Here is a 19934-nt window from a genome sequence, read left to right as displayed (position 1 = left end):
CGACGCTATAAGTTGCCGACGCCACCGTCGACCAACAGCTCGCTGCCCACCACGTACGTCGATTCGTCCGAGGCCAGGTAAACCGCAGCTTTCGCCAGTTCCCACGGGGTGCCCATCCGGCCGATGGGCACCAATTGGCGGATTCGTTCACGCAACGCATCCTGCTCGGCGGCGGGCAAGCCAAGCTTGTCCAGCGCCGCCGTTTCAGTAGGGCCCGGGCTGAGTCCGTTGACGCGGATGCCGCGCCCGATCAGTTCGCCGGAAAGCGTCCGCGCCAAGGACAACAGACCCGCCTTGCTCGCGGCATAGGCGTTGCTCTGGGCGAGGCCGATTCTGGCGGCAACCGATCCACAGAGAATCACCGACGATGGATTCGCCAGCAACGGCAGCAGTGCCTTTATCAGGAAGAACGGGCCTTTGAGATTGGTCTGCATGAGCTGATCCCAGCTCGCTTCGTCCCAGTCCTCGATCGAGCGGTGCGTGACGTCACCGGCGTTGATGAACAACACGTCCAGCCGCGACCACTGTTCGCCAATCTGTCGGGCCAATGCCAACTGGCCTGCGGCATCACCGGCATCGCTGCGAATGGCGAGGATACGTTCGCCGAATTCTTCCCTGACGGCCGCCAGGGCTTCTTCGCTGCGTCCGGTGACCGCAACGGTTGCACCTTCCTCGAGGAACTGGCGCGCGGTTTCCAGGCCAATGCCCGCCGTGCCGCCAGTGATCAACGCGAATTTGTTTTTCAGTCTCGACATGTGCTGCATCCCTGTAATGAGCTGGAGAGGCCATTCTCAGAGCGTTAGTATCCTTTGACCAGTAGGCACCTTTTGCATACCAAGGCACGGATGTGATCCTCATGAACAAACAATCAGCACTGCAAACTGCGATACCGAGCTGTCCGATGGTGGACTTCGTCAGCCTGATCTCCGGCAAGTGGGCGATTCCGATTCTTTATCGGTTGATCGTGCTTGATTGCCCGGTGCGTTTCAGTGAACTGCAGCGCGCCGTCGCGCCGATTACCCAGAAAGAACTGACCCGGCAACTGCGCCTGTTCGAACAGCGCGGGCTAGTGATGCGCACGGTGTACGCCCAGGTGCCACCGCGCGTGGAGTACCGGATCACGGCGCTGGGCCAGACACTGCGCGAGACATTGGACTCCTTGGCGCAGTGGATGCGCGTGAATGCCGATCAACTGCGAGATCCCGTGGTTCGCAGCGTCTGAGACTTTTTCATATGCACGGTCAGGTGGGTTGCTCGCGTGAAATTTATTCTGTAGATTTTCATGAAATTATAAAAAGATAATTTCACGAGGTCGCGAATGTTTCAGCAATCCACGCAGCACGTCGACAGCTATTACGCCCACAGTTGCGCCGATATCCTGTGCACCCGACCTGCGCTGGAAGGCGAACAACAGACTGACGTTGTGATCATCGGCGCAGGCTTCAGTGGCCTGCACACAGCGTTGCGCCTGGCGCTGGCCGGTAAGCGCGTGACCTTGCTGGAGGCCAGTCGGGTGGCGTGGGCTGCCTCGGGGCGCAATGGCGGGCAGGCGATTCTCGGCTGGTCGTGCGACATGCCGCCGCTGGAAGCTGCGCTGGGCCATGAACGGGCCAGACGCCTGTGGGATGGCATGCGCTGGGCTGCCGAGGAATTGCGGGCGTTGCCGGCGCGCCATGGTTTCGATTGCGATTATCGCCCCGGGCATTTGTGGACGTCGGTCATGCCGCGTCGAGTCAGCCTGCTGCGCGAATGGCAACACGAGGCCAGCCACAAATGGGGCCACGACGCCTTGCAGTTCATCCCTCGTGAAGAGCTGCCGGCGTGGGTCGCCAGTGATCGTTATCAGGCCGGGCTGTACGACCCGGAAGGTGCGCACCTCAATCCTTTGAAACTGGCCCTCGGCCTCGCCGCCGCCATCGAGCGTGCCGGCGGCCAGATTCATGAGCAAAGCAAAGCGCTCAATTATCAGGAGGAGGGCAGTGGTTTTCGGGTCAACACCGAGCGTGGTTCGGTTCGCGCCGATGTGCTGATCCTCGCCTGCAACGCTTATCTGGATGAACTCGATCCGCAACTGTCCAGTTGCATCTTGCCGGTGGGCACTTATCAAGTCGCCACGGCGCCACTGACAGCCGAACAAGCCTGCGCATTGCTGCCGAGTAACGTCTGCGTGACCGACAACCAGTTCGTCCTCGATTACTTCCGGCGTACCCCCGATCACCGTCTGTTGTTCGGCGGCGGCTGCACCTATCTCGGCGGTATGCCCAAGGATATCGCGGCGGCGACCCGGCCATTTCTGCAGCGCGTGTTCCCGCAACTGAAAGGCGTCGACGTTGCATTCGCCTGGGGTGGGCACATCGATCTGACCCTCAAACGCACGCCTGATGTCGGACGCGAGGGCAACCGGTACTGGCTGCAAGGTTATTCCGGCCACGGCGTGTTGCCGACGCTGGCCGCCGCCCGCGCGGTATCTGATGCGATTCTCGGCGACGCCGACGAGTTGGCGTTGTACCAAGGCCTGAGCAACGGCCGTTTCCCCGGTGGCAAACACTTCGCGGCGCCGCTGGAAGCCATCGGCAAAGCCTGGTACCGACTGCGCGACAGCGTCTGATGAGACATTTTGCGGAGCCTTTTCTGGAACCCCGACCATGAACAAGCAAGAAGAAATTGCCGCGCTGGCGATCCTCATCCACGACCTGCGCAAACACAAGAAGTGCACCCTGAAGGAACTGGCCGACAGGATCGGCCGCTCGGTGGGTTTTCTCTCGCAAGTCGAGCGCGGCCTGTCACGGCCAACCGTCGCCGACCTGACCGCGATCAGCGAAACCTTTGGCGTGCCGACCACCTACTTCTACAGCCTGCCCAAGCCTAAAGAGTTGCCGTGGGTGACGCGCCCGGACGAGCGCCGCACGTTGTATTACGCCAACGGCATTACCGACATTCTGGTGTCGCCACAGATGCGCGCCTCATTCTCGATGCTCGAAAGTCATCTGGAAGCGGGTGCCAGCAGTGGCGACCGGCATTTGACGGACAGCTCGGAGCAGGGCGGTTACGTACTCGAAGGCGAGCTGACGCTGTGGCTCGGCGATGACCCGGAACCGACCACGCTGAAGGCCGGCGACAGCTTTCAGTTCGACAGTCATACCCGTTGCCGCTACGGCAATCTCACCGAACAGCTCACGCGAGTGCTGTGGGTCTACACCTGAGAACAATAAAGGATGAACACGATGGACGCTGTCTACGCCGACCTGCTGGCTGAAGTGCGTGCATTTCGCCAACAACACCCTGAAGTGCGTTATGTCGAGCTGATTTCCCTGGACATCCCCGGGCATTTTTACGGCAAGCGCTATCCCGTCGACATGCTCGAAAAAGTCGCGGCGGGCAGTGCACTCAAATTGCCGCAGAACTGCGTGTTGCTGGGCGTACAGGGCGGGCTGTTCAAGATTGGCGATTACTGCTTCAACGACGGCGATCCGGATGCGCTGCGGCGGTTGGTGCCGGGCACATTGAAACCGGTGACCTGGGAAGCGCAGCCGCTGGGACAGATGCTGATCACCTCGGACGGCACCGAAAAGCCGATTGAATTCGAACCGCGTGAAGTCCTCGCGCAGGTGCTGAACCGGCTGGCGCGCAAAGGCATTCATCCGGTGGTGGCGTTTGAGCTGGAGTTTTATCTGTTCGATAAAAAGCTGCGCGACGGCCTGCCGCAATTCCCCCGTGACGAACTGAGCGACGACGCTGATGATCAGCCGAACATGCACATCGAACGCCTGTCGCGGTTTGCGCCGGTGCTGGATGACATGGTCGAGACGACGCGGGCGCAAGGTATCGATGCCACGGTGATCACTGCGGAGCTTGGGCCGGGTCAGTTCGAAATCAATTTCGGCCACCTCGATGATGGTTTGCGTGCGGCCGATTGGTCGGCGTTGTTCTGCCGCAGTACGCGCGGGGTTGCCCTCAAACACGGCTATCGCGCCAGTTTCATGGCCAAACCTTATTTGCAGCACCCGGGCAGCGGCATGCACGTGCATGTCAGCCTGTACGACGCGGCGGGCAATAATCTGCTCGCGGCGAATCAGCAACAGCCGTTGCGCCATGCCGTGGCGGGGTGCCTGGAATTGTTGCCGCACAGCATGCCGATCTTCGCCCCGAACCAGAATGCCATGCGCCGTTTGGGCGGCACGGTCAATACGGCGACCCAGGCGAGTTGGGGTTTTGAGGATCGCGATGCCTGCTTGCGCATTCCTGAATCGGACGCGAAGAACCTGCGCATCGAATATCGCCTCGCCGGGGCGGATGCCAATCCGTATCTGGTGCTGGCAGCGATTCTGGTGGGCATGGAACATGGGCTGCAAGCACGCAAAGAGCCGATTGCGCCGCTGAATGAGGATCGCAGCAGCGGCATTGATTTCCCCAAGGAGATGTTTGAAGCCGTGCGCGCAATGCAGCATCAGCCGCAGTTGCGTGAAGGCTTGGGCGCCGAGTTTGTCGATGTCTATTGCGAGAACAAACGCCAGGATCATCAGGCGTTCATGCAGGAGATCAATGCGCGGGAGTATCGGTGGTATTTGTGATTGATCTTGTAATATCTTGAAACATTCGACCGAAGGCAGGGGTCAACAGAGTTCATCCCCTGCCAGAAGTCCCCATGAAGACACCTCGTCCCTCCGCACGCCTGGAAACCCTTTCGCAACTGCGAAACTTCAAGATGGCGAGGTCGGCTCATGCTTATGTTCGCGGCAGCACCGTGCAGTTTTATGAATGGCTGCACAGCCAACCCGGCCGGCGCCTGCCGCACGGACCCGCAGCATGGATCTGCGGCGATTGTCACGCCGGTAACCTCGGGCCCACTGGCGATTTGAAAGGGCGGATCGACATCCATATTCGTGACCTTGATCAGACTGTCATCGGCAACCCCGCACACGATCTCGTCAGGCTGGCGTTGTCACTGGCCACGGCAGCGCGTGGCTCCGATCTGCCCGGTGTGGCTACCGCACGCATGCTCGAAGAAATGATGCGCGGCTACGAGCAGGCCTTTGTCGACGATGTCGATAAAGAACCGCCGCGCCCGGCGCAAGTGAAGGCGGGCATGCGCAACGCCGTGCAACGCACCTGGAAGCATCTGGCGCAGGAACGCATCGAGAACACCCAACCGACGATTCCTTTGGGCAAACACTTCTGGTCACTTTCGCGCGCAGAACGTGCGGCGCTGAAGACCCTGTGCTCGACCGATGAAATCCATGGTTTGGTGACTGCTTTGAAAGGCCGGTCGAAGGATGACCGCGTCAAATTGCTCGACTCGGCGTACTGGGTCAAAGGCTGCAGCTCTTTGGGTTTGAACCGTTACGCAGTGCTTTTGGGCGTGGGCGACGACGATGATCAGGACTTCTGCCTGCTCGATATCAAGGAAGCAGTGGCCGCTGCTGCACCGCGTGCGGCCAGGGCGCGGATGCCGCGTGACAACGGTAAACGGGTGGTCGAAGGGGCGCGGTTTCTATCGCCGGGATTGGGTAACCGAATGATTGCGACACGGGTGCTCGACCACGGTTTTTTTATCCGCGAATTGCTGCCGCAAGACATGAAGCTGGAACTCGATCAGTTGAGCCAACGCGATGCCATGCTGGCAGCGGGTTATCTGGCGCGAGTGGTCGGGATCGCCCATGCACGGCAAATGGACCTGGCGACGCGGGCTTCATGGATGCGCGATCTGCAGGCGTGCCGTTCAAAGACCCTCGATGCGCCGTCGTGGTTATGGTCGAGCGTTGTGCAGTTGGTCGGCAGTCACGAGAAAGGCTATCTGGAGCATTGCCGCCGGTATGCACTGCAACACTGAAACCACTGAAACCACTGAAACCACTGAAACCACTGAAACCACTGAAACCACTGAAACCACTGAAACCACTGAAACCACTGAGATCCTGAAATCCCTGTAGGAGCTGCCGAAGGCTGCGATCTTTTGATCTTTCTTTCAGATCAAAAGATCGCAGCCTGCGGCAGCTCCTACACAGGGTTGGGGGTTAGAGGGCGGCTTTTACTTGCAGGCCCACGACCAGGGCGTTGTCGATGTCTTGTCCGGAGAACGCGCCCGGTTCGATGATGTATTGCACGTTCGGGCGCAGCGTCAGCCAAGGCGTGGCTTGATAGCCGTAACCGAGTTCGATCAATTGTTCAGCGCTGTCCAGATTGGGGAACGCGGCGCCATTGGCGAGCGCGGCGTCTTGCTGCACATCGCGGCTGCGCGGGTTGGGTACGGCGCGGCCATAACCCAGCGCGACGGTGTCATGCGGGCGGCCCTCGAACGGTTTGTACAGAACCACGCCGGTGCCGTACCACTTGCTGAACGGCGAGGCTGCTTCGCTAGCTGCCGAGTACTGACCGAAAGCGTGCAGGCTGCGGCCCTCGGAGGTCGGCGAGCTCCAGACGGCCTGATCGACCAGCAGGTAATGACCGCCACGACCGGACACGTCTTTGTCACTGCCGATGCGTTTCACGTCGGAGCTGTCGTAGTAGTAACCGACCTTGTATTCGCCGGGCAGCTCACCGGCGTGCTTGTACACCAACTCGATCGGCACCACGGTGCCCGTCGTGTGTTTCGGGCCAAGGTGCCAGGCGCGGCTGGAGTTGCCGTTACTTTCCGGGTCGACGTTGAACGCCGCCACGCGCAATTGCCAGGACGACGACAGGTCGTACTTCACCCGCACGCCCAAGTGCGCATTGGGGTAGTTGGTCCAGCCGCTGCCGCCGGACATGTTCAGCGGATGCCCGCAGAAACCGGCGTTCATGAAGTTGCAGAGAATGCCGCTGTCGAGGCCACCGAGGTCGTTGCCCATGGCCATGTAGCCGAGTTTGACGTTGAGCGCGGGGGTGAACAGGCTGCGCTCGTAACTGAGTTCGGTCAGGCGCGTGTACAGGCCACCGTAGTTTTCCTGGATCGGCAGACGGTTGCCGACCAGGTCTTCCGAGGCGCTGTTGCCACGACGGTCGTTGATGGTCAGCTGAACCTTGCCGGCGTTGTCGAAGCCGTACAACTTGCTCAGGTCGAACTGCACACCGAGCTTGATGTTCTGCGAGTAGCGCGCCGAGCGATGCAAGCCGCCGTCAGCGTTGTAGGCGGTTTCGCCGCTGTAGTCGCCGGTGAACTTGACGCCTTGTTCATCCATTTGGTGACGCAAGCCACCCCAGTCACCGGTGAGGGTGCTGCGGGTCAACAGATCGGAATCATCAGCGGCCAGCGCGGGGAGGGCGGTGGTGCAAGTCAGGCCCAGCAACAGGCCTTTGAACAGGTCGGAACGAGAGAAACCAACAGCCAAAACCATGTGAATCTTCCTGCTGAAAACATGTTCGCAATAGAACGAAGCGCGGTGCCCTCAGGCACCGCGTTTTACGATGTGCCCACGCAGTAATCGCGTGGGCCGGTGGCAGCAACGGGTTACGGCAAGGCGTAGGCCATGACGTAATCGCCACGATCCGTCGACTGGCGCGCGCCGCCGGCGGTGATGACGATGTACTGCTTGCCGGTTTTCGGCGAAACGTACGTCATCGGGCCGCCCTGGCTGCCGACGGGCAGACGTGCCTTCCAGATTTCTTCACCGTTGCCGCTGTTGAATGCGCGCAGGTAGAAGTCCTGGGTGCCGGCGATGAAGATCAAGCCACCTTGGGTCGACAGGGTGCCGCCGAGCGTTGGCAGACCGATCTTGATCGGCAGGTGCATGCGGATGCCCAGTGGACCGGTGTCTTCAACCGTGCCGACCGGAACCTGCCAGGCGATTTTCTGGGTTTTCATGTCGATCGCGGTCAGCGTGCCGAACGGTGGCGCCTGACACGGAATGCCGGCCACCGACAGGAAGCGGTTCTTGTTCACGGCGTAAGGCGTGCCTTTCAGCGGAACGGCGCCCATGCCGGTGTTCAGCGCTTCGCCACCGCCAGCGGCCTGGCCTTTGTTCTGCGACGGGATCATCTGAATCCACAGACCCAGGCGCATGTCATTGACGAAGATGAAACCGTGCACCGGGTCAGTCGAGATGCTGCCCCAGTTCATGCCGCCCAGCGAACCCGGGAAGCTCAACGATTTGTCCATGCCCGGCGCGGTGTACAGGCCGTCGTAACGCATGCCTTTGAAGTCGATGCGGCAGAGCAACTGGTCGTACGGTGTTGCGCCCCACATGTCCGCTTCGGTCAGGTGCTGCGCGCCGATCTGCGGCATTCCCAGCGATTTCGGCTGGGTAGGGGAGTACGGTTCGTTCGGGATGTTCGCCGCTTTGACCGGCACTTCTTTCACGTCGGTCAGTGGTTTGCCGGTGGCGCGGTCGAGGACGTAGATCTGCCCGGCCTTGGTGCCGATGACCAGCGCGGGAACGGTTTTGCCGTCCTTGGTGAAGTCGATCAGGCTCGGCTGCATCGGCAGGTCGAAGTCCCAGAGATCGTTGTGCACGGTCTGGAACACCCAGCGCTCGGCGCCGGTCGTGGCGTCCAGCGCGAGGATCGAGGCGCCGTAAGTGTGATCCAGTTTGCTGCGCTCGACACCATAGATGTCGGTGGACGAACTGCCCATCGGCAGGAATACGGTGTTAGTGGCCGGGTCGTAGGACATCGGTGCCCAGCTGTTCGGCGTGCTGCGCACGTAAGTGCTGCCGTCTGCCGGGGCCTTTTTATCTTGCGGGTTGCCCGGGTCGAACGCCCAGCGCATGGCGCCTGTGATCACGTCGAAACCACGGATCACGCCACCTGGCATGTCGGTCTGCACGTTGTCCGCCACGCGACCGCCAACCACCACGGTGGTGCCGGCCATCAACGGCGCGGAAGACAACTGATAGTAGCTGTCCGGCACATCGCCGAGGCCAGCCTTCAGATCAACCTGGCCATTGGTGCCGAAATTCTCACAGAACTCACCGGTGTCAGCATCGACCGCGATCAGGCGGGCATCGATGGTGTTGGTCAGCAGACGGCGTCGGCAATTGGCGGCCGGCTCCGGTTTGGCTTCGATGATCGTCGAATTGCTTGGCTGGGCGATAGAAGCGGTGGCATCGAAATACGCCATGCCACGGCAGCGCTGCCAGACTTTCGACTTCGCGTTGATCGAGTTCTTCCACAGTTCTTTGCCGGTGTCGGCATCGAGTGCGATCAAATTGTTGTGCGGGGTGCAGATGAAGACTTTGTTGCCGATTTGCAGTGGGGTCAGCTGATCTTCAGCACCGTTGCCATCGCTCTCGGCGACGTCACCGGTGTGATAGGTCCAGGCAACTTTCAGCTTGTCGACGTTGTTGCGGTTGATCTGGTCCAGCGCTGCGAAGCGGCTGCCACCTTCGGTATTGCCGTAGTGCGCCCAATCTTTTTGCGCCTTGTCCGGTTCAACCGGAGTCAGGCCCGGGCCAGTGCCGGTGGCAGCAACGGTCGGGTGTGCGACGAACATGTTGCCAGCCGCCACAGCCACGCCAACCGCCAGCACCGCAGCCACGGCGTAAGTGCCGCTACCCGCAACGCCGCCGTTGGCACGTTTGAGTAGCGGATAAACCAGCGCCACGACCAGGCCGATCACACTGAACATGAACAGGCGCGAGAACACTGGCCAGAACACCAGACCTGCATCGCTCACCGCCCAAATCGCGGTGCCCACCAGGAACGCGGCGAACAACCACGCACCGGCCGGCTTGAAGCGCGCGATCAGCAGACCGGAAGCGCCCATGACCAAGCCACCCACCAGGAAGTACCACGACCCTCCCAGGCTGACCAACTTCACGCCGCCCGCAGCCAGCGCCAAGCCGAGCAGGGCGATGACGACGCCCAGCCCGACCAGAATGAATTTTGATATGCCCGAGAGGCGTTGACTCTGCTTCACGTTGAGTGTCCCGTTGAAATGAGATGGCCATTATATAGTTAGTTAACTATCCAGTTAAATCATCAATTCGGCGTAAAGCGCAGATCACTGCCGAATGGTCTGTCTTTCAACGGGAAGCGCGCTCTTCAACGGGCGGGATAAATTCGAGAAATCTCAAAAAACAGCGTTTTCGCCAAATAAACCGTAAGTTATGACAGCCAGCGATTCCTTGTAGGAGCTGCGGCACGCTGCGATCTTTTGATCTTTAAACAATCAACATCAAAAAATCGCAGCGCGCCGCAGCTCCTACAAAGGCTGTGGGGACGCTTCGCTGCGCCGTTCAGTGTCCAAAGAATCACGCTGCATCGACTGCAGGTTTTTCTCGATGGTTTCGCACAACGCTTCCATCTGAATCTGATGTTCGCTGTGGCGAAACGGACTCTGCAGATCCGTGCCAATGCGCTCGATGGCCAACAGCATAAAACCGACCACGGTCGAGGCCAGCGGCGTGAACCAACCCAACGATTCCACCAGTCCCACTGGCACGATCAGGCAGAACAGCGAAATAAACAGGCGCGGAAAATACACATAAGGGTAGGGCAGCGGCGTATTGGCGATCCGCTCCATACCGCCCTGACTATTCGAAAGGTCCACCAGCGTCGACTCCAGCCGTGCCAGACGAATGCTGTCCAGCCGCCCGGCCTTGTATTCCCGCGCCAGGAGCGCAGCGGAGCCGGTGAGAATGTCGTTGGCGAAATTATTGGTCGTGCCACTGCGGGCGAATTCATCAGCGGGAATAAACGCCCGGATTTCATCGGGACAAGGCAAACCTTGCAGATGCGCCGCGAGGCAATTGACGTAAGCAACGTGGCGGCGCAACAACGTCGACTTGACCGGATTCACCTCGCTGCCGGGGTCATCCAGCAACGTCAGCACCTGCCGGGCGAAGCTGCGCGAACTGTTGATCATCGAGCCCCACAATGTCCGCGCCTCCCACCAGCGGTTGTAGGCGCTGCTGTTACGAAAACTGATCAGCACGATCAATGCCGAACCCAATAACGTCAGGGGCATCAGCGGCAAATTCAGCTTGGCGTTGAGAAACAGCATGAAGTCGACCGTGACCGCGATGTCCCAGAGCAACAGCCAGAACAACGCCCAGCCGACATAGCCCAGGGTCTTGATGATCAGACGGTATTTTTTGACGATGGCAGCTTTCAAACGGAAACCTCGTGGCGAGCGGGAAGCATTGATGCCTTAGCTCGGACGGCGGTATGCGGTGAAAGGTTCGGCGCTGCAATGCAGCGATTGTTCGTCCGGATGTGTACTCAGGCATTCATGCTTACGCGGGGGGAAACGACAGCCGCTGGCTTTTTTACAACATTTCGATCAACTCAAATTCCTCTGCCACAAGTTCCATGGCCTCGTTGAACGAGCCCTCTCTTTGGAAAAAATCTTTATGACCTTGCATCCAGTACCTGAGGCTGAGATCCCCTTCACCTTCCTTTCTAGCAAGGTTCTGATCCACATCGCAGTACCGAACGATGCGCATCGAAGTAACTCGAGTGACACAGACAGGTTCGCCGTTACCATTTAGAACAATGTTGTAACCGCCGATAGTGGGCGGTTCACTTTCAAGTTTGAATGACGAAAGGGAGCTGCATGTCGCCGTTTTTACTCCTTTGGCGACCAGTTCTGCCAGCTTATCTGCCATTTCTGGAGTATCTCCAAACGGCCACGCAATGGCTCCGGGGTACCTGGCCTTTAAATCATCAATAATGCTCATCATTAAGTCCCTTTAAAAATCCCATGGTCATTCGACATGGCCTGCTACACCGCCGTACTTCAACTTTGCGGCCTCGATCGTCTGAGCCGTTCCAGCATCCTTATTTTGCGATGGCTTTGACTTGCGAGGCCGCTGAGGTCTCAGCCAACCATCACCTCATCCACCGCCTGCTCCAGCGTGCTCACCGTGCGCTCGATATTGTGCAGTTTTTCCAGCCCAAACAGGCCGATGCGGAAGGTCTGGAAGTCGGCCGGTTCGTCGCATTGCAACGGCACGCCGGCGGCGATCTGCAGACCGTGGTTGGCAAATTTCTTGCCGTTTTTGATGTCGGCATCGTCGGTGTAGCTCACCACCACACCTGGGGCCTGAAAGCCTTTAGCGGCCACGCTTTTGAAGCCCTTGCCGGTCAACATGGCGCGCACCTGATCGCCGAGCGCCTGTTGTTCGTCGCGAATCTTGTCGAAGCCGTAGACCTGCGTTTCTTTCATCACCTCGTTAAACCGCGCGAGGGAATCGCTGGGCATGGTCGCGTGGTAGGCGTGGCCGCCCTGTTCGTAGGCCTGCATGATTTGCAGCCATTTTTTCAAGTCGCAGGCGAAGCTACTGCTTTGCGTGTGCTCGATGCGCTCAAGGGCCAAAGGGCTGAACATCACCAGCGCGCAGCAAGGGGAGGCGCTCCAGCCTTTTTGCGGGGCGCTGATCAGTAGGTCGACGGCGCATTTGTGCATATCAACCCAAAGCGTGCCCGAGGCGATGCAGTCCAGCACGAACAGGCCACCCACTGCATGCACGGCGTCGCCGACGGCTCGCAAATATTCGTCGGGCAGGATAATCCCGGAGGACGTTTCAACGTGGGGCGCGAAGACAATTTTCGGCTTATGCGCCGCGATGGCTGCCAGCACTTCGTCCAGCGGCGGTGGGGCATAGGCAGCCTGGTGACCGGCGTCGACGGGGCGAGCTTTCAGCACCGTGGTGGCCGCCGGGATGTTGCCCATCTCAAGGATCTGGCTCCAGCGATAACTGAACCAGCCATTGCGTATCACCAGGCATTGCTGGCCGGTCGCAAACTGCCGCGCCACCGCTTCCATGCCAAATGTGCCGCTACCCGGCACCACCGCAACCGCCTCGGCGTTGTAGACCTGTTTCAGGGTCTGGGAAATATTCTTCATCACCGCTTGAAAGGACTGCGACATGTGGTTCAGCGAGCGATCGGTGTAGACCACGGAGTACTCGACCAACCCCTCGGGATCGATACTGGGATAGAGCTTCGACATGGCGTGATTCCTTTGGCAGAGATGTCAGTGGTATCGACCCTGCCTTAAGCGTTGGGAAATGACAAGATTGCTGGCGCGGGTCAGCGTGCGTGCCAATCAAATGTCTGGTGCACAGACCAGAGGGATAGAAGTGTAGGCAAGGGCAGGGATGCGCTCATTGAATTTCATAAATGAGATAGAGTGCCCGTCAATCTCTCCATCGTTGTGTGAACAATGAATCGTCCGCTGTTTGTTTCTCTGGATGGGCCAAAAGGCACCGGCAAAACCACACTGTTGGAAGCCGTTACCGCAGCATTAAGGTCAGAAAACCTGAAAGTCATCCGACTTTGCGAGAGAAAAAGCGATCCTTACAGGGGTGAAACCATGGCCCTTGTCAACCAACTCGCGAGAAATCCGTCCCGGGATCTGGAGTGGGCTGTGTGTCAGCGACTTGCTGATAGCCGTAGCTGGATCTCGCGAAACGTTCTGCCTAAACAGCCGTTGGACAGCATTATCCTGATCGATCGCTGGTATCCGTCGGATGCTGCGTTTCGGCATACGGTGCCGTTTGCGGAGATTCTTCAGTTGAACCTGGACAGGAACGTGCGAGTGCCAGATCTGCATGTTGGCGTTGTTACTGCTGCGGATATTTCTTGGGCGAGAGCAACGGCACGCTCGCGGGGACTGGGCGGCACGGTGATTCAGAAGCACGCTGAGCATGTCGCGTGTACCGAGATGTTTGAGCGCGCGGTTGTCGATCAGGGGTGGGTGTTGTGTCGTAATGAGGGAACGGTTGAGGATGCAGTGACGCAGGTGGTTGCTGAGATCTATAAGGTGCTTGGGTGATTGTCGAGATGGAGACTGAGTTGTTGTAAGCGTGCGTAGCTTAATACAAGATTTAACATAATATACATTACACGTAACAACGTATTTCAAGATTGGCCCTGTGCCTCAGAACATTCCAATCTCCAGCGCCACGCCTAAATCTCTTTTCCCAACACCAAGCGCTTCCTTCAAATCCATCCCCCTCAACCATCACCACGCGTTAACTTTTCAATCAGCGCTCGATGCTGTGGAAACTGCGCCGTGAGTTTCTCTCGATCGCCCATCTCCATAGCTGCAAAATCAAAACCGGGTGAAACTGCCTCGCTGATCAATCCAAATCCATTTGAGCCGTCCAGCAGTCGCGAAGCTTTCCAGATTCCGCCAGGCACGTGTAATTGCAAATGTTGGCCAGCCAGGACGTCGCTGCCCATGACCAACGTTTGCAATGAGCCGTCAGCGTGAATCAGGTTGTATTCGATGGCGTCGCCCAAATGAAAATAATGCAGGATGTCCGAGCGATTGAAATGGAATTGGCCCACTGGTGATTGTTCTGTCAGCAGGTAATAAATCGAGGTCATCAGGTAGCGTGGACCGCCGGCGGTTTCCAGGCTGTCGCGATGGTCGGATTGGTAGGTTCGGCGAAAATAGCCGCCTTCGACATGAGGCTCAAGATTCAGCGCAGTAATCACGTCCTGCGCGTTGGCTTTAGCCTTAATCATGACCTACTCCATTGTTTTTATTGAATATTATTGATAGCTCTACTAAACGGTCATTTAGTAGAGCTAGCAATCAGCCTCGCCTCAACACACAAACAATGCCCCATCCCGTGCCTTGATTAAAGGGCAAACGTAGAACCCGGCAATCCGCTACACGTTGATTCCCCTGCGTTCGAACGCCACAGCAAACAGCTCTTGGCAAATCCGCCGATGGTCGATCACTGAGCGGCGAGCCTGCGCCGCAGTGAAACGCATTGAGATCCACGCCAGTCTGCGCTCGGCGCAGACACGCTCACCGACCCGATAGCAATCTGACGGACGTGCGTCGCCAGCTCCGCCTCCCCTCGCCCTGCCCGAACGCCCGTCTATCGGCGGCTCATGACCGACCGTTTCAACGTCTCGCTGGGCAACTCGTTGAACAGCGCCCGGTAGCTGCTGGAAAACCGCCCCAGATGCCAGAACGACCAGTGCATGGCCACTTCGGCGACGGTGGTTTCGGTGGGCTGGCGTTTGAGCAGTTCGCGGTGTGCGCTGTTCAATCGGCGCAGGCGCAACCAGTGGCTCGGCGTCATGCCGGTATACGCCTTGAACGCTTGCTGTAACTGCCGCAGTGACACCCTCGCCACGTGCGAAAGCTCCATCAGATTGACGGTCTCTTCAGGCGAATCCGCCGCCCATTCAGCAACGCGTTTCATGATGATGCGCTCCTCGGTCCTGCGCTGTAACCCGCCGCCGTCCAGGCACACGCGCGCGTTGTCGAGGATGAACAGACAGTCGTCCAGCAGCTGTCGAGTCAAACCATCTTTATCAAGTGGATCAACGGTTTGCGACAACTTTGTGAGAGTCGAGCTTAACCAGCGAGTGAACAAGGCGTTCTGTCCGCAATTGAGCTGGGTCATGAACAAGCCTTCTAGCTTTGCCACATCCAGACCCTGCTGGCGGACAAATTCGGCGCCGAACACCACGGCGATTTCCTGGTAGTTCTCCGGGGTGATCCAGATGTTGCGGCTCTCTTCATTAAGCAGATAAAGCGCGTTGTCGCTGCGATCAAAACAGAACGCCAAAGCACCCGACGGCGCGCTGAAATTCTGCTCGACCCGGGTGTTCATCTGCTCTTCGTAAACCTCGACGCCCTGCAGGTCCAGATAGCGGATCTGTCCGGCGAAATGCCCCGGCGACATCTGCTGGTAATGCTGGACCCAGCCCGGTGTCACACGGACTTGCTCAGCCAGATCGGCGGTGTTGAACGCTTGAACCTGGAGCGGATTGCACGTTGTCATGGGGTGACCTTGCGCACTCTTTTGGTGCGCTTTGGTGCTGCTTAAAGTGGATAGATGGAACTGCAAGGCTCGCCCAAGATAGTCGTCAACGCGCCACAGGGGAAGGGGCGGAAGATGAAACCCGCCCTCCCCGGCGTCTATAAAACCAATAACGAGGTCTTTATGAATGCCCCTTTCGATCAGCTGTTCACGTGGCTGAAAGATCACAAGATTACCGAAGTCGAATGTGTGGTCAGCGACCTGACCGGCATTGCCCGCGGCAAGATCGCACCGACCAACAAGTTCCTGCATGAGCGAGGCATGCGCCTGCCGGAAAGTGTGCTGCTGCAAACGGTAACCGGGGATTTTGTCGACGACGACATCTACTACGACCTGCTCGATCCTGCCGACATCGACATGGTCTGCAAGCCAGTGGCTGACGCGGTCTACGTGATTCCATGGGCGATCGAACCGACCGCCATCGTCATCCACGACACCTTCGACAAGTTCGGCAACCCGATCGAACTGTCGCCGCGCAACGTCCTGAAGAAAGTCTTGCAGCTCTACACCGACAAGGGCTGGAAGCCGATCGTTGCGCCGGAAATGGAGTTCTACCTGACCCAGCGCTGCGAAGACCCGGACTTGCCGCTCAAAGCACCGCTGGGGCGTTCGGGCCGCGCGGAAAGCGGTCGGCAGTCGTTCTCCATCGATGCCGCCAACGAATTCGATCCGCTGTTCGAAGACGTCTACGACTGGTGCGAACTGCAAGGTCTGGACCTCGACACGCTGATCCACGAAGACGGCCCGGCGCAGATGGAAATCAACTTCCGTCACGGCGATGCGCTGGATCTGGCCGACCAGATCACCGTGTTCAAACGCACCATGCGTGAGGCCGCGCTCAAGCACAACGTTGCGGCGACGTTCATGGCCAAGCCGATCGGCGATGAACCGGGCAGCGCCATGCACATTCACCAGAGCGTGGTGGACATCGCCACCGGCAAGCCGATCTTCGCCAACGCCGACGGGCAGATGAGCGAGTTATTCCTGCATTACATCGGCGGTTTGCAGAAATACATCCCGAAAGTGCTGCCGATGTTCGCGCCGAACGTCAACTCGTTCCGCCGCTTCCTGCCGGACACCTCGGCACCGGTCAACGTCGAATGGGGCGAAGAAAACCGTACCGTCGGCCTGCGTGTCCCGACTTCCAGCCCGGAAGCCATGCGCGTGGAAAACCGCTTGCCGGGCGCCGATGCCAACCCGTATCTAGCGATTGCCGCCAGTTTGCTCTGCGGATACATCGGCATGGTTGACGGCATCGAGCCAAGCGCTGCGGTACAAGGCCGCGCTTATGAGCGCCGCAACCTGCGTTTGCCGATCACCATCGAAGAAGCGCTGACGCAGATGGAAGAGTGCGAAGCCGTTGCGCAATACCTTGGCGACAAATTCGTCCGTGGCTATGTCGCGGTGAAGCGTGCCGAGCATGAGAACTTCAAGCGCGTGATCAGCTCGTGGGAGCGTGAGTTCCTGATGCTCAGCGTCTGACTAACCTAAAAAGATCCCCTGTGTCGATCGTTCCCACGCTCTGCGTGGGAATGCAGCCCGGGACGCTCCGCGTCCCATCCAAAGCCGAACGCGGAGCGTCCGTTGAGGCATTCCCACGCAGAGCGTGGGAACGATCATTCTAAGAAGAGGTGTCGATATGCGTCTGTTGAAATCCGTAATCCCGGTCGCCCTGAGCGTGCTGTTCAGTGCAGTAGCCCACGCCCAGCCCCAAGTCAGCGTCTACAACTGGACCGACTACATCGGCGAAACCACCCTCGCCGACTTCCAGGCCAAAACCGGAATCAAGGTGATCTACGACGTTTTCGACTCCAACGAAACCCTCGAAGGCAAACTTCTCGCCGGCCGCACCGGCTATGACGTGGTCGTGCCGTCCAACCACTTTCTCGCCCGTCAGGTAAAAGCCGGCGCGTTCCTCAAACTGGATCGCTCGCAACTGCCGAACTTCAAGAACCTCGACCCGAAACTGCTCGAACTGCTGGAAAAGAACGACCCGGGTAACGAGCACTCGGTGCCGTACCTGTGGGGCACCAACGGCATCGGCTACAACGTCGACAAGGTCAAGCAAGTGCTGGGCATCGATCACATCGATTCCTGGGCCGTGCTGTTCGAGCCGGAGAACCTGAAAAAACTCACCCAGTGCGGCGTGTCGATGATGGACTCCGCCGATGAAGTCTTCCCTGCCGTCCTCAACTACATGGGCATGGACCCACGCAGCGAAAACCCTGAAGACTACAAAAAAGCTGAAGCGAAACTGCTGAGCATTCGTCCGTACATCACCTATTTCCACTCGTCGAAATACGTCTCCGATCTGGCCAACGGTGACATCTGCGTAGCCTTCGGTTATTCCGGCGACGTGTTCCAGGCCGCCAACCGCGCCAAGGAAGCCAAGAACGGCGTGAACATCGCCTACGCCATTCCGAAGGAAGGCGCCAACCTCTGGTTCGACCTGCTGGCAATTCCGGCCGATGCCAGCAACACCAAGGAAGCCCACGCCTTCATTAATTACCTGCTCGATCCGCAAGTGATTGCCAAGGTCAGCGCATCGGTGGGTTACGCCAACCCGAACCCGGCCGCCAAGCAATACATGGATCAGGCGCTGGTCAACAATCCTGAGGTTTATCCGCCGCAGGAAGTCCTCGACAAGCTCTACATCTCTACCACCCCGCCTCAAGCGATCATGCGTCTGATGACCCGGTCCTGGAGCAAAGTGAAGTCGAACAAATGAATCAGTACACCGAAGAACACGCCCGTTCCTATTACGCCGCTTCGGCTCGGGCGACTACACCTTATCCGCGACTGGAAGGTGATCTGAGCGCCGATGTCTGCGTCATCGGCGGCGGGTTCACCGGGGTCAACACGGCTATTGAACTGGCGCAACGCGGGCTCTCGGTGATTTTGATCGAAGGCCGCCGCATCGGCTGGGGCGCCAGCGGGCGCAATGGCGGACAGTTGATTCGTGGCATCGGCCATGACGTTGACGGCTTCGCCAAGTATGTCGGTCAGGACGGGGTGCGTTATTTGCAGCGCGCCGGCATCGATTCGGTGGAACTGGTGCGCCAGCGCATCGGCGACAACGGCATCGAGTGCGACCTGCGCTGGGGGTTCTGCGACCTGGCCAACACCACCGCGCAGTTCGATGCGTTCAAGGATGAACTGGTCGATCTCGCCGAACTCGGTTATTCCCACGCAACCCGCCTGATCGGCCCGGAGCAGATCCGCCAGCAAGTGGTCAACTCCGACATCTACGCCGGCGGGCTGCTGGACATGGGTTCCGGTCATCTGCACCCGCTGGATCTGGTGCAAGGCGAAGCGCGGCTGGCGGCATCACTTGGCGTGCGGATTTTCGAGCAGAGCCAAGTGCTGGAGATCATCCACGGCGCGACGGTGCAGGTGCGTTGCGCCCATGGCACGGTGCGGGCCGGCAGTCTGGTGCTCGGCTGCAATGCGCATCTGGATGAACTCGAACAACAACTCAGTGGCAAAGTGCTGCCGGCCGGCAGTTACATCATCGCCACCGAACCGTTGTCCGAGGAACGCGCTGCGCAACTGATCCCGCAGAATCTGGCGGTGTGCGACCAGAAAGTCGGTCTCGATTATTACCGGCTTTCGGCTGACCGGCGCTTGTTGTTCGGCGGTGCCTGCCATTATTCCGGGCGCGATCCTGCGGACATCGCTGCTTATATGCGGCCGAAGATGCTCAAGGTCTTCCCGCAACTGGCGGACGTGCGCATCGATTACCAGTGGGGCGGCAAGATCGGCATCACCGCCAACCGTTTCCCGCAGGTCGGGCGTCTCAAGCAACACCCGAACGTGTTCTACGCGCAGGGCTATTCCGGGCATGGCCTGAACGTCACGCACTGGTGCGCAAAACTCCTCGGGGAGGCGATTCATGCCGGGCACAGCCAAGGCATGGACGTGTTCAGCGGTGTGCCGCACATGACCTTCCCCGGCGGCCCGGCATTGCGTTCGCCGCTGCTGGCACTGGGCATGTTCTGGTATCGCCTGCGCGAAATCCTCGGCTAACCTCCTGCCCAATCTGATCGTTCCCACGCTCCGCGTGGGAACGCCTCAAGGGACGCTCTGCGTCCAGTGACGCGGAGCGTCACGGGCTGCATTCCCACGCGGAGCGTGGGAACGATCAACGCTCCGCGTGGGAACGATCAATACAGGGAAATCGGGGTGCATGCGCTATACGGATTTGCTCTATCGCCAAGCACTTCTATA

The 19934-nt window shown here is 59.0% G+C and carries 17 protein-coding genes; 9 read left to right on the top strand and 8 right to left on the bottom strand.

What is annotated here, in order from left to right:
• Positions 1-5: 5 nt before the first annotated feature.
• The gene (locus ACIPZE_RS01770; RefSeq protein WP_400770824.1) at positions 6-755 is read right to left on the bottom strand and encodes an SDR family oxidoreductase; all 750 of its coding nucleotides are present in this window, start codon (positions 753-755) and stop codon (positions 6-8) included.
• 101 nt (positions 756-856) lie between these two features.
• Between ACIPZE_RS01770 and ACIPZE_RS01765 the strand changes: the two genes are divergently transcribed.
• The 5 genes from ACIPZE_RS01765 (at position 857) to ACIPZE_RS01745 (ending at position 5830) form a co-directional block, all read left to right on the top strand.
• Positions 857-1222 (top strand): winged helix-turn-helix transcriptional regulator, encoded by a 366-nt coding sequence (locus ACIPZE_RS01765; RefSeq protein WP_400770823.1) that lies wholly within the window; start codon positions 857-859, stop codon positions 1220-1222.
• 96 nt (positions 1223-1318) lie between these two features.
• Positions 1319-2608 carry an NAD(P)/FAD-dependent oxidoreductase gene (locus ACIPZE_RS01760; protein WP_400770821.1) on the top strand — a complete coding sequence of 430 codons (1290 nt, stop codon included), beginning with the start codon at positions 1319-1321 and terminating at the stop codon, positions 2606-2608.
• A gap of 37 nt (positions 2609-2645) precedes the next feature.
• Entirely contained in the window at positions 2646-3203 is a 558-nt protein-coding gene (locus ACIPZE_RS01755) for a helix-turn-helix domain-containing protein (RefSeq protein WP_129393851.1), read from the top strand.
• A gap of 21 nt (positions 3204-3224) precedes the next feature.
• A complete protein-coding gene (locus ACIPZE_RS01750) occupies positions 3225-4571 on the top strand; it encodes a glutamine synthetase family protein (protein WP_400770819.1) in 1347 nt (448 codons plus the stop codon).
• 74 nt (positions 4572-4645) lie between these two features.
• The gene (locus ACIPZE_RS01745; RefSeq protein WP_400770817.1) at positions 4646-5830 is read left to right on the top strand and encodes a DUF2252 family protein; all 1185 of its coding nucleotides are present in this window, start codon (positions 4646-4648) and stop codon (positions 5828-5830) included.
• Between the two features lie 184 nt (positions 5831-6014).
• Here ACIPZE_RS01745 and ACIPZE_RS01740 read toward each other — a convergent pair whose 3' ends face one another.
• The 5 genes from ACIPZE_RS01740 to ACIPZE_RS01720 all read right to left on the bottom strand — a co-directional run bounded on the left by ACIPZE_RS01740 (position 6015) and on the right by ACIPZE_RS01720 (position 12868).
• Entirely contained in the window at positions 6015-7313 is a 1299-nt protein-coding gene (locus ACIPZE_RS01740) for a carbohydrate porin (protein WP_400770815.1), read from the bottom strand.
• Positions 7314-7426: 113 nt separating this feature from the next.
• Positions 7427-9832: a glucose/quinate/shikimate family membrane-bound PQQ-dependent dehydrogenase gene (locus tag ACIPZE_RS01735; RefSeq protein ID WP_400770813.1), complete on the bottom strand. Its 2406-nt coding sequence runs from the start codon at positions 9830-9832 to the stop codon at positions 7427-7429.
• A gap of 285 nt (positions 9833-10117) precedes the next feature.
• A complete protein-coding gene (locus ACIPZE_RS01730) occupies positions 10118-11029 on the bottom strand; it encodes a bestrophin family protein (RefSeq protein ID WP_129393861.1) in 912 nt (303 codons plus the stop codon).
• 154 nt (positions 11030-11183) lie between these two features.
• Positions 11184-11594, bottom strand: a complete 411-nt coding sequence (locus ACIPZE_RS01725) for an ASCH domain-containing protein (RefSeq protein ID WP_283436456.1) — start codon at positions 11592-11594, stop codon at positions 11184-11186.
• 140 nt (positions 11595-11734) lie between these two features.
• Positions 11735-12868 carry an aminotransferase class V-fold PLP-dependent enzyme gene (locus ACIPZE_RS01720; protein WP_400770810.1) on the bottom strand — a complete coding sequence of 378 codons (1134 nt, stop codon included), beginning with the start codon at positions 12866-12868 and terminating at the stop codon, positions 11735-11737.
• A gap of 213 nt (positions 12869-13081) precedes the next feature.
• Here ACIPZE_RS01720 and ACIPZE_RS01715 point away from each other — a divergent pair, with 213 nt between their 5' ends.
• Complete coding sequence (locus ACIPZE_RS01715; protein WP_400770807.1) at positions 13082-13693, top strand: dTMP kinase; 612 nt, start codon at positions 13082-13084, stop codon at positions 13691-13693.
• Positions 13694-13875: 182 nt separating this feature from the next.
• On the opposite strand, the gene ACIPZE_RS01710 is transcribed toward ACIPZE_RS01715, so the two are convergent.
• Together ACIPZE_RS01710 and ACIPZE_RS01705 are read right to left on the bottom strand one after the other, a co-directional pair.
• Complete coding sequence (locus tag ACIPZE_RS01710; RefSeq protein WP_400770804.1) at positions 13876-14391, bottom strand: cupin domain-containing protein; 516 nt, start codon at positions 14389-14391, stop codon at positions 13876-13878.
• A 362-nt stretch (positions 14392-14753) separates the two neighbouring features.
• Positions 14754-15668: a helix-turn-helix domain-containing protein gene (locus ACIPZE_RS01705; RefSeq protein ID WP_400770801.1), complete on the bottom strand. Its 915-nt coding sequence runs from the start codon at positions 15666-15668 to the stop codon at positions 14754-14756.
• Positions 15669-15830: 162 nt separating this feature from the next.
• On the opposite strand from ACIPZE_RS01705, the gene ACIPZE_RS01700 reads away from it, so the two are divergent.
• From ACIPZE_RS01700 to ACIPZE_RS01690, 3 genes are all read left to right on the top strand, one after another.
• Positions 15831-17189: a glutamine synthetase family protein gene (locus ACIPZE_RS01700; protein ID WP_283436451.1), complete on the top strand. Its 1359-nt coding sequence runs from the start codon at positions 15831-15833 to the stop codon at positions 17187-17189.
• Between the two features lie 157 nt (positions 17190-17346).
• A complete protein-coding gene (locus ACIPZE_RS01695) occupies positions 17347-18435 on the top strand; it encodes a polyamine ABC transporter substrate-binding protein (protein WP_129393875.1) in 1089 nt (362 codons plus the stop codon).
• Positions 18432-19733, top strand: a complete 1302-nt coding sequence (locus tag ACIPZE_RS01690) for an NAD(P)/FAD-dependent oxidoreductase (protein ID WP_400770797.1) — start codon at positions 18432-18434, stop codon at positions 19731-19733. Before ACIPZE_RS01695 ends, ACIPZE_RS01690 begins: the two co-directional genes overlap by 4 nt.
• The last annotated feature ends 201 nt before the right edge of the window (positions 19734-19934 follow it).

This window comes from Pseudomonas sp. NPDC089741 (assembly GCF_044748825.1).
Classification (GTDB): Bacteria; Pseudomonadota; Gammaproteobacteria; order Pseudomonadales; family Pseudomonadaceae; genus Aquipseudomonas; species Aquipseudomonas helmanticensis.
Note: the sequence above shows the minus strand (reverse complement) of the source record. Positions and strands in the feature narration are given on the sequence as shown.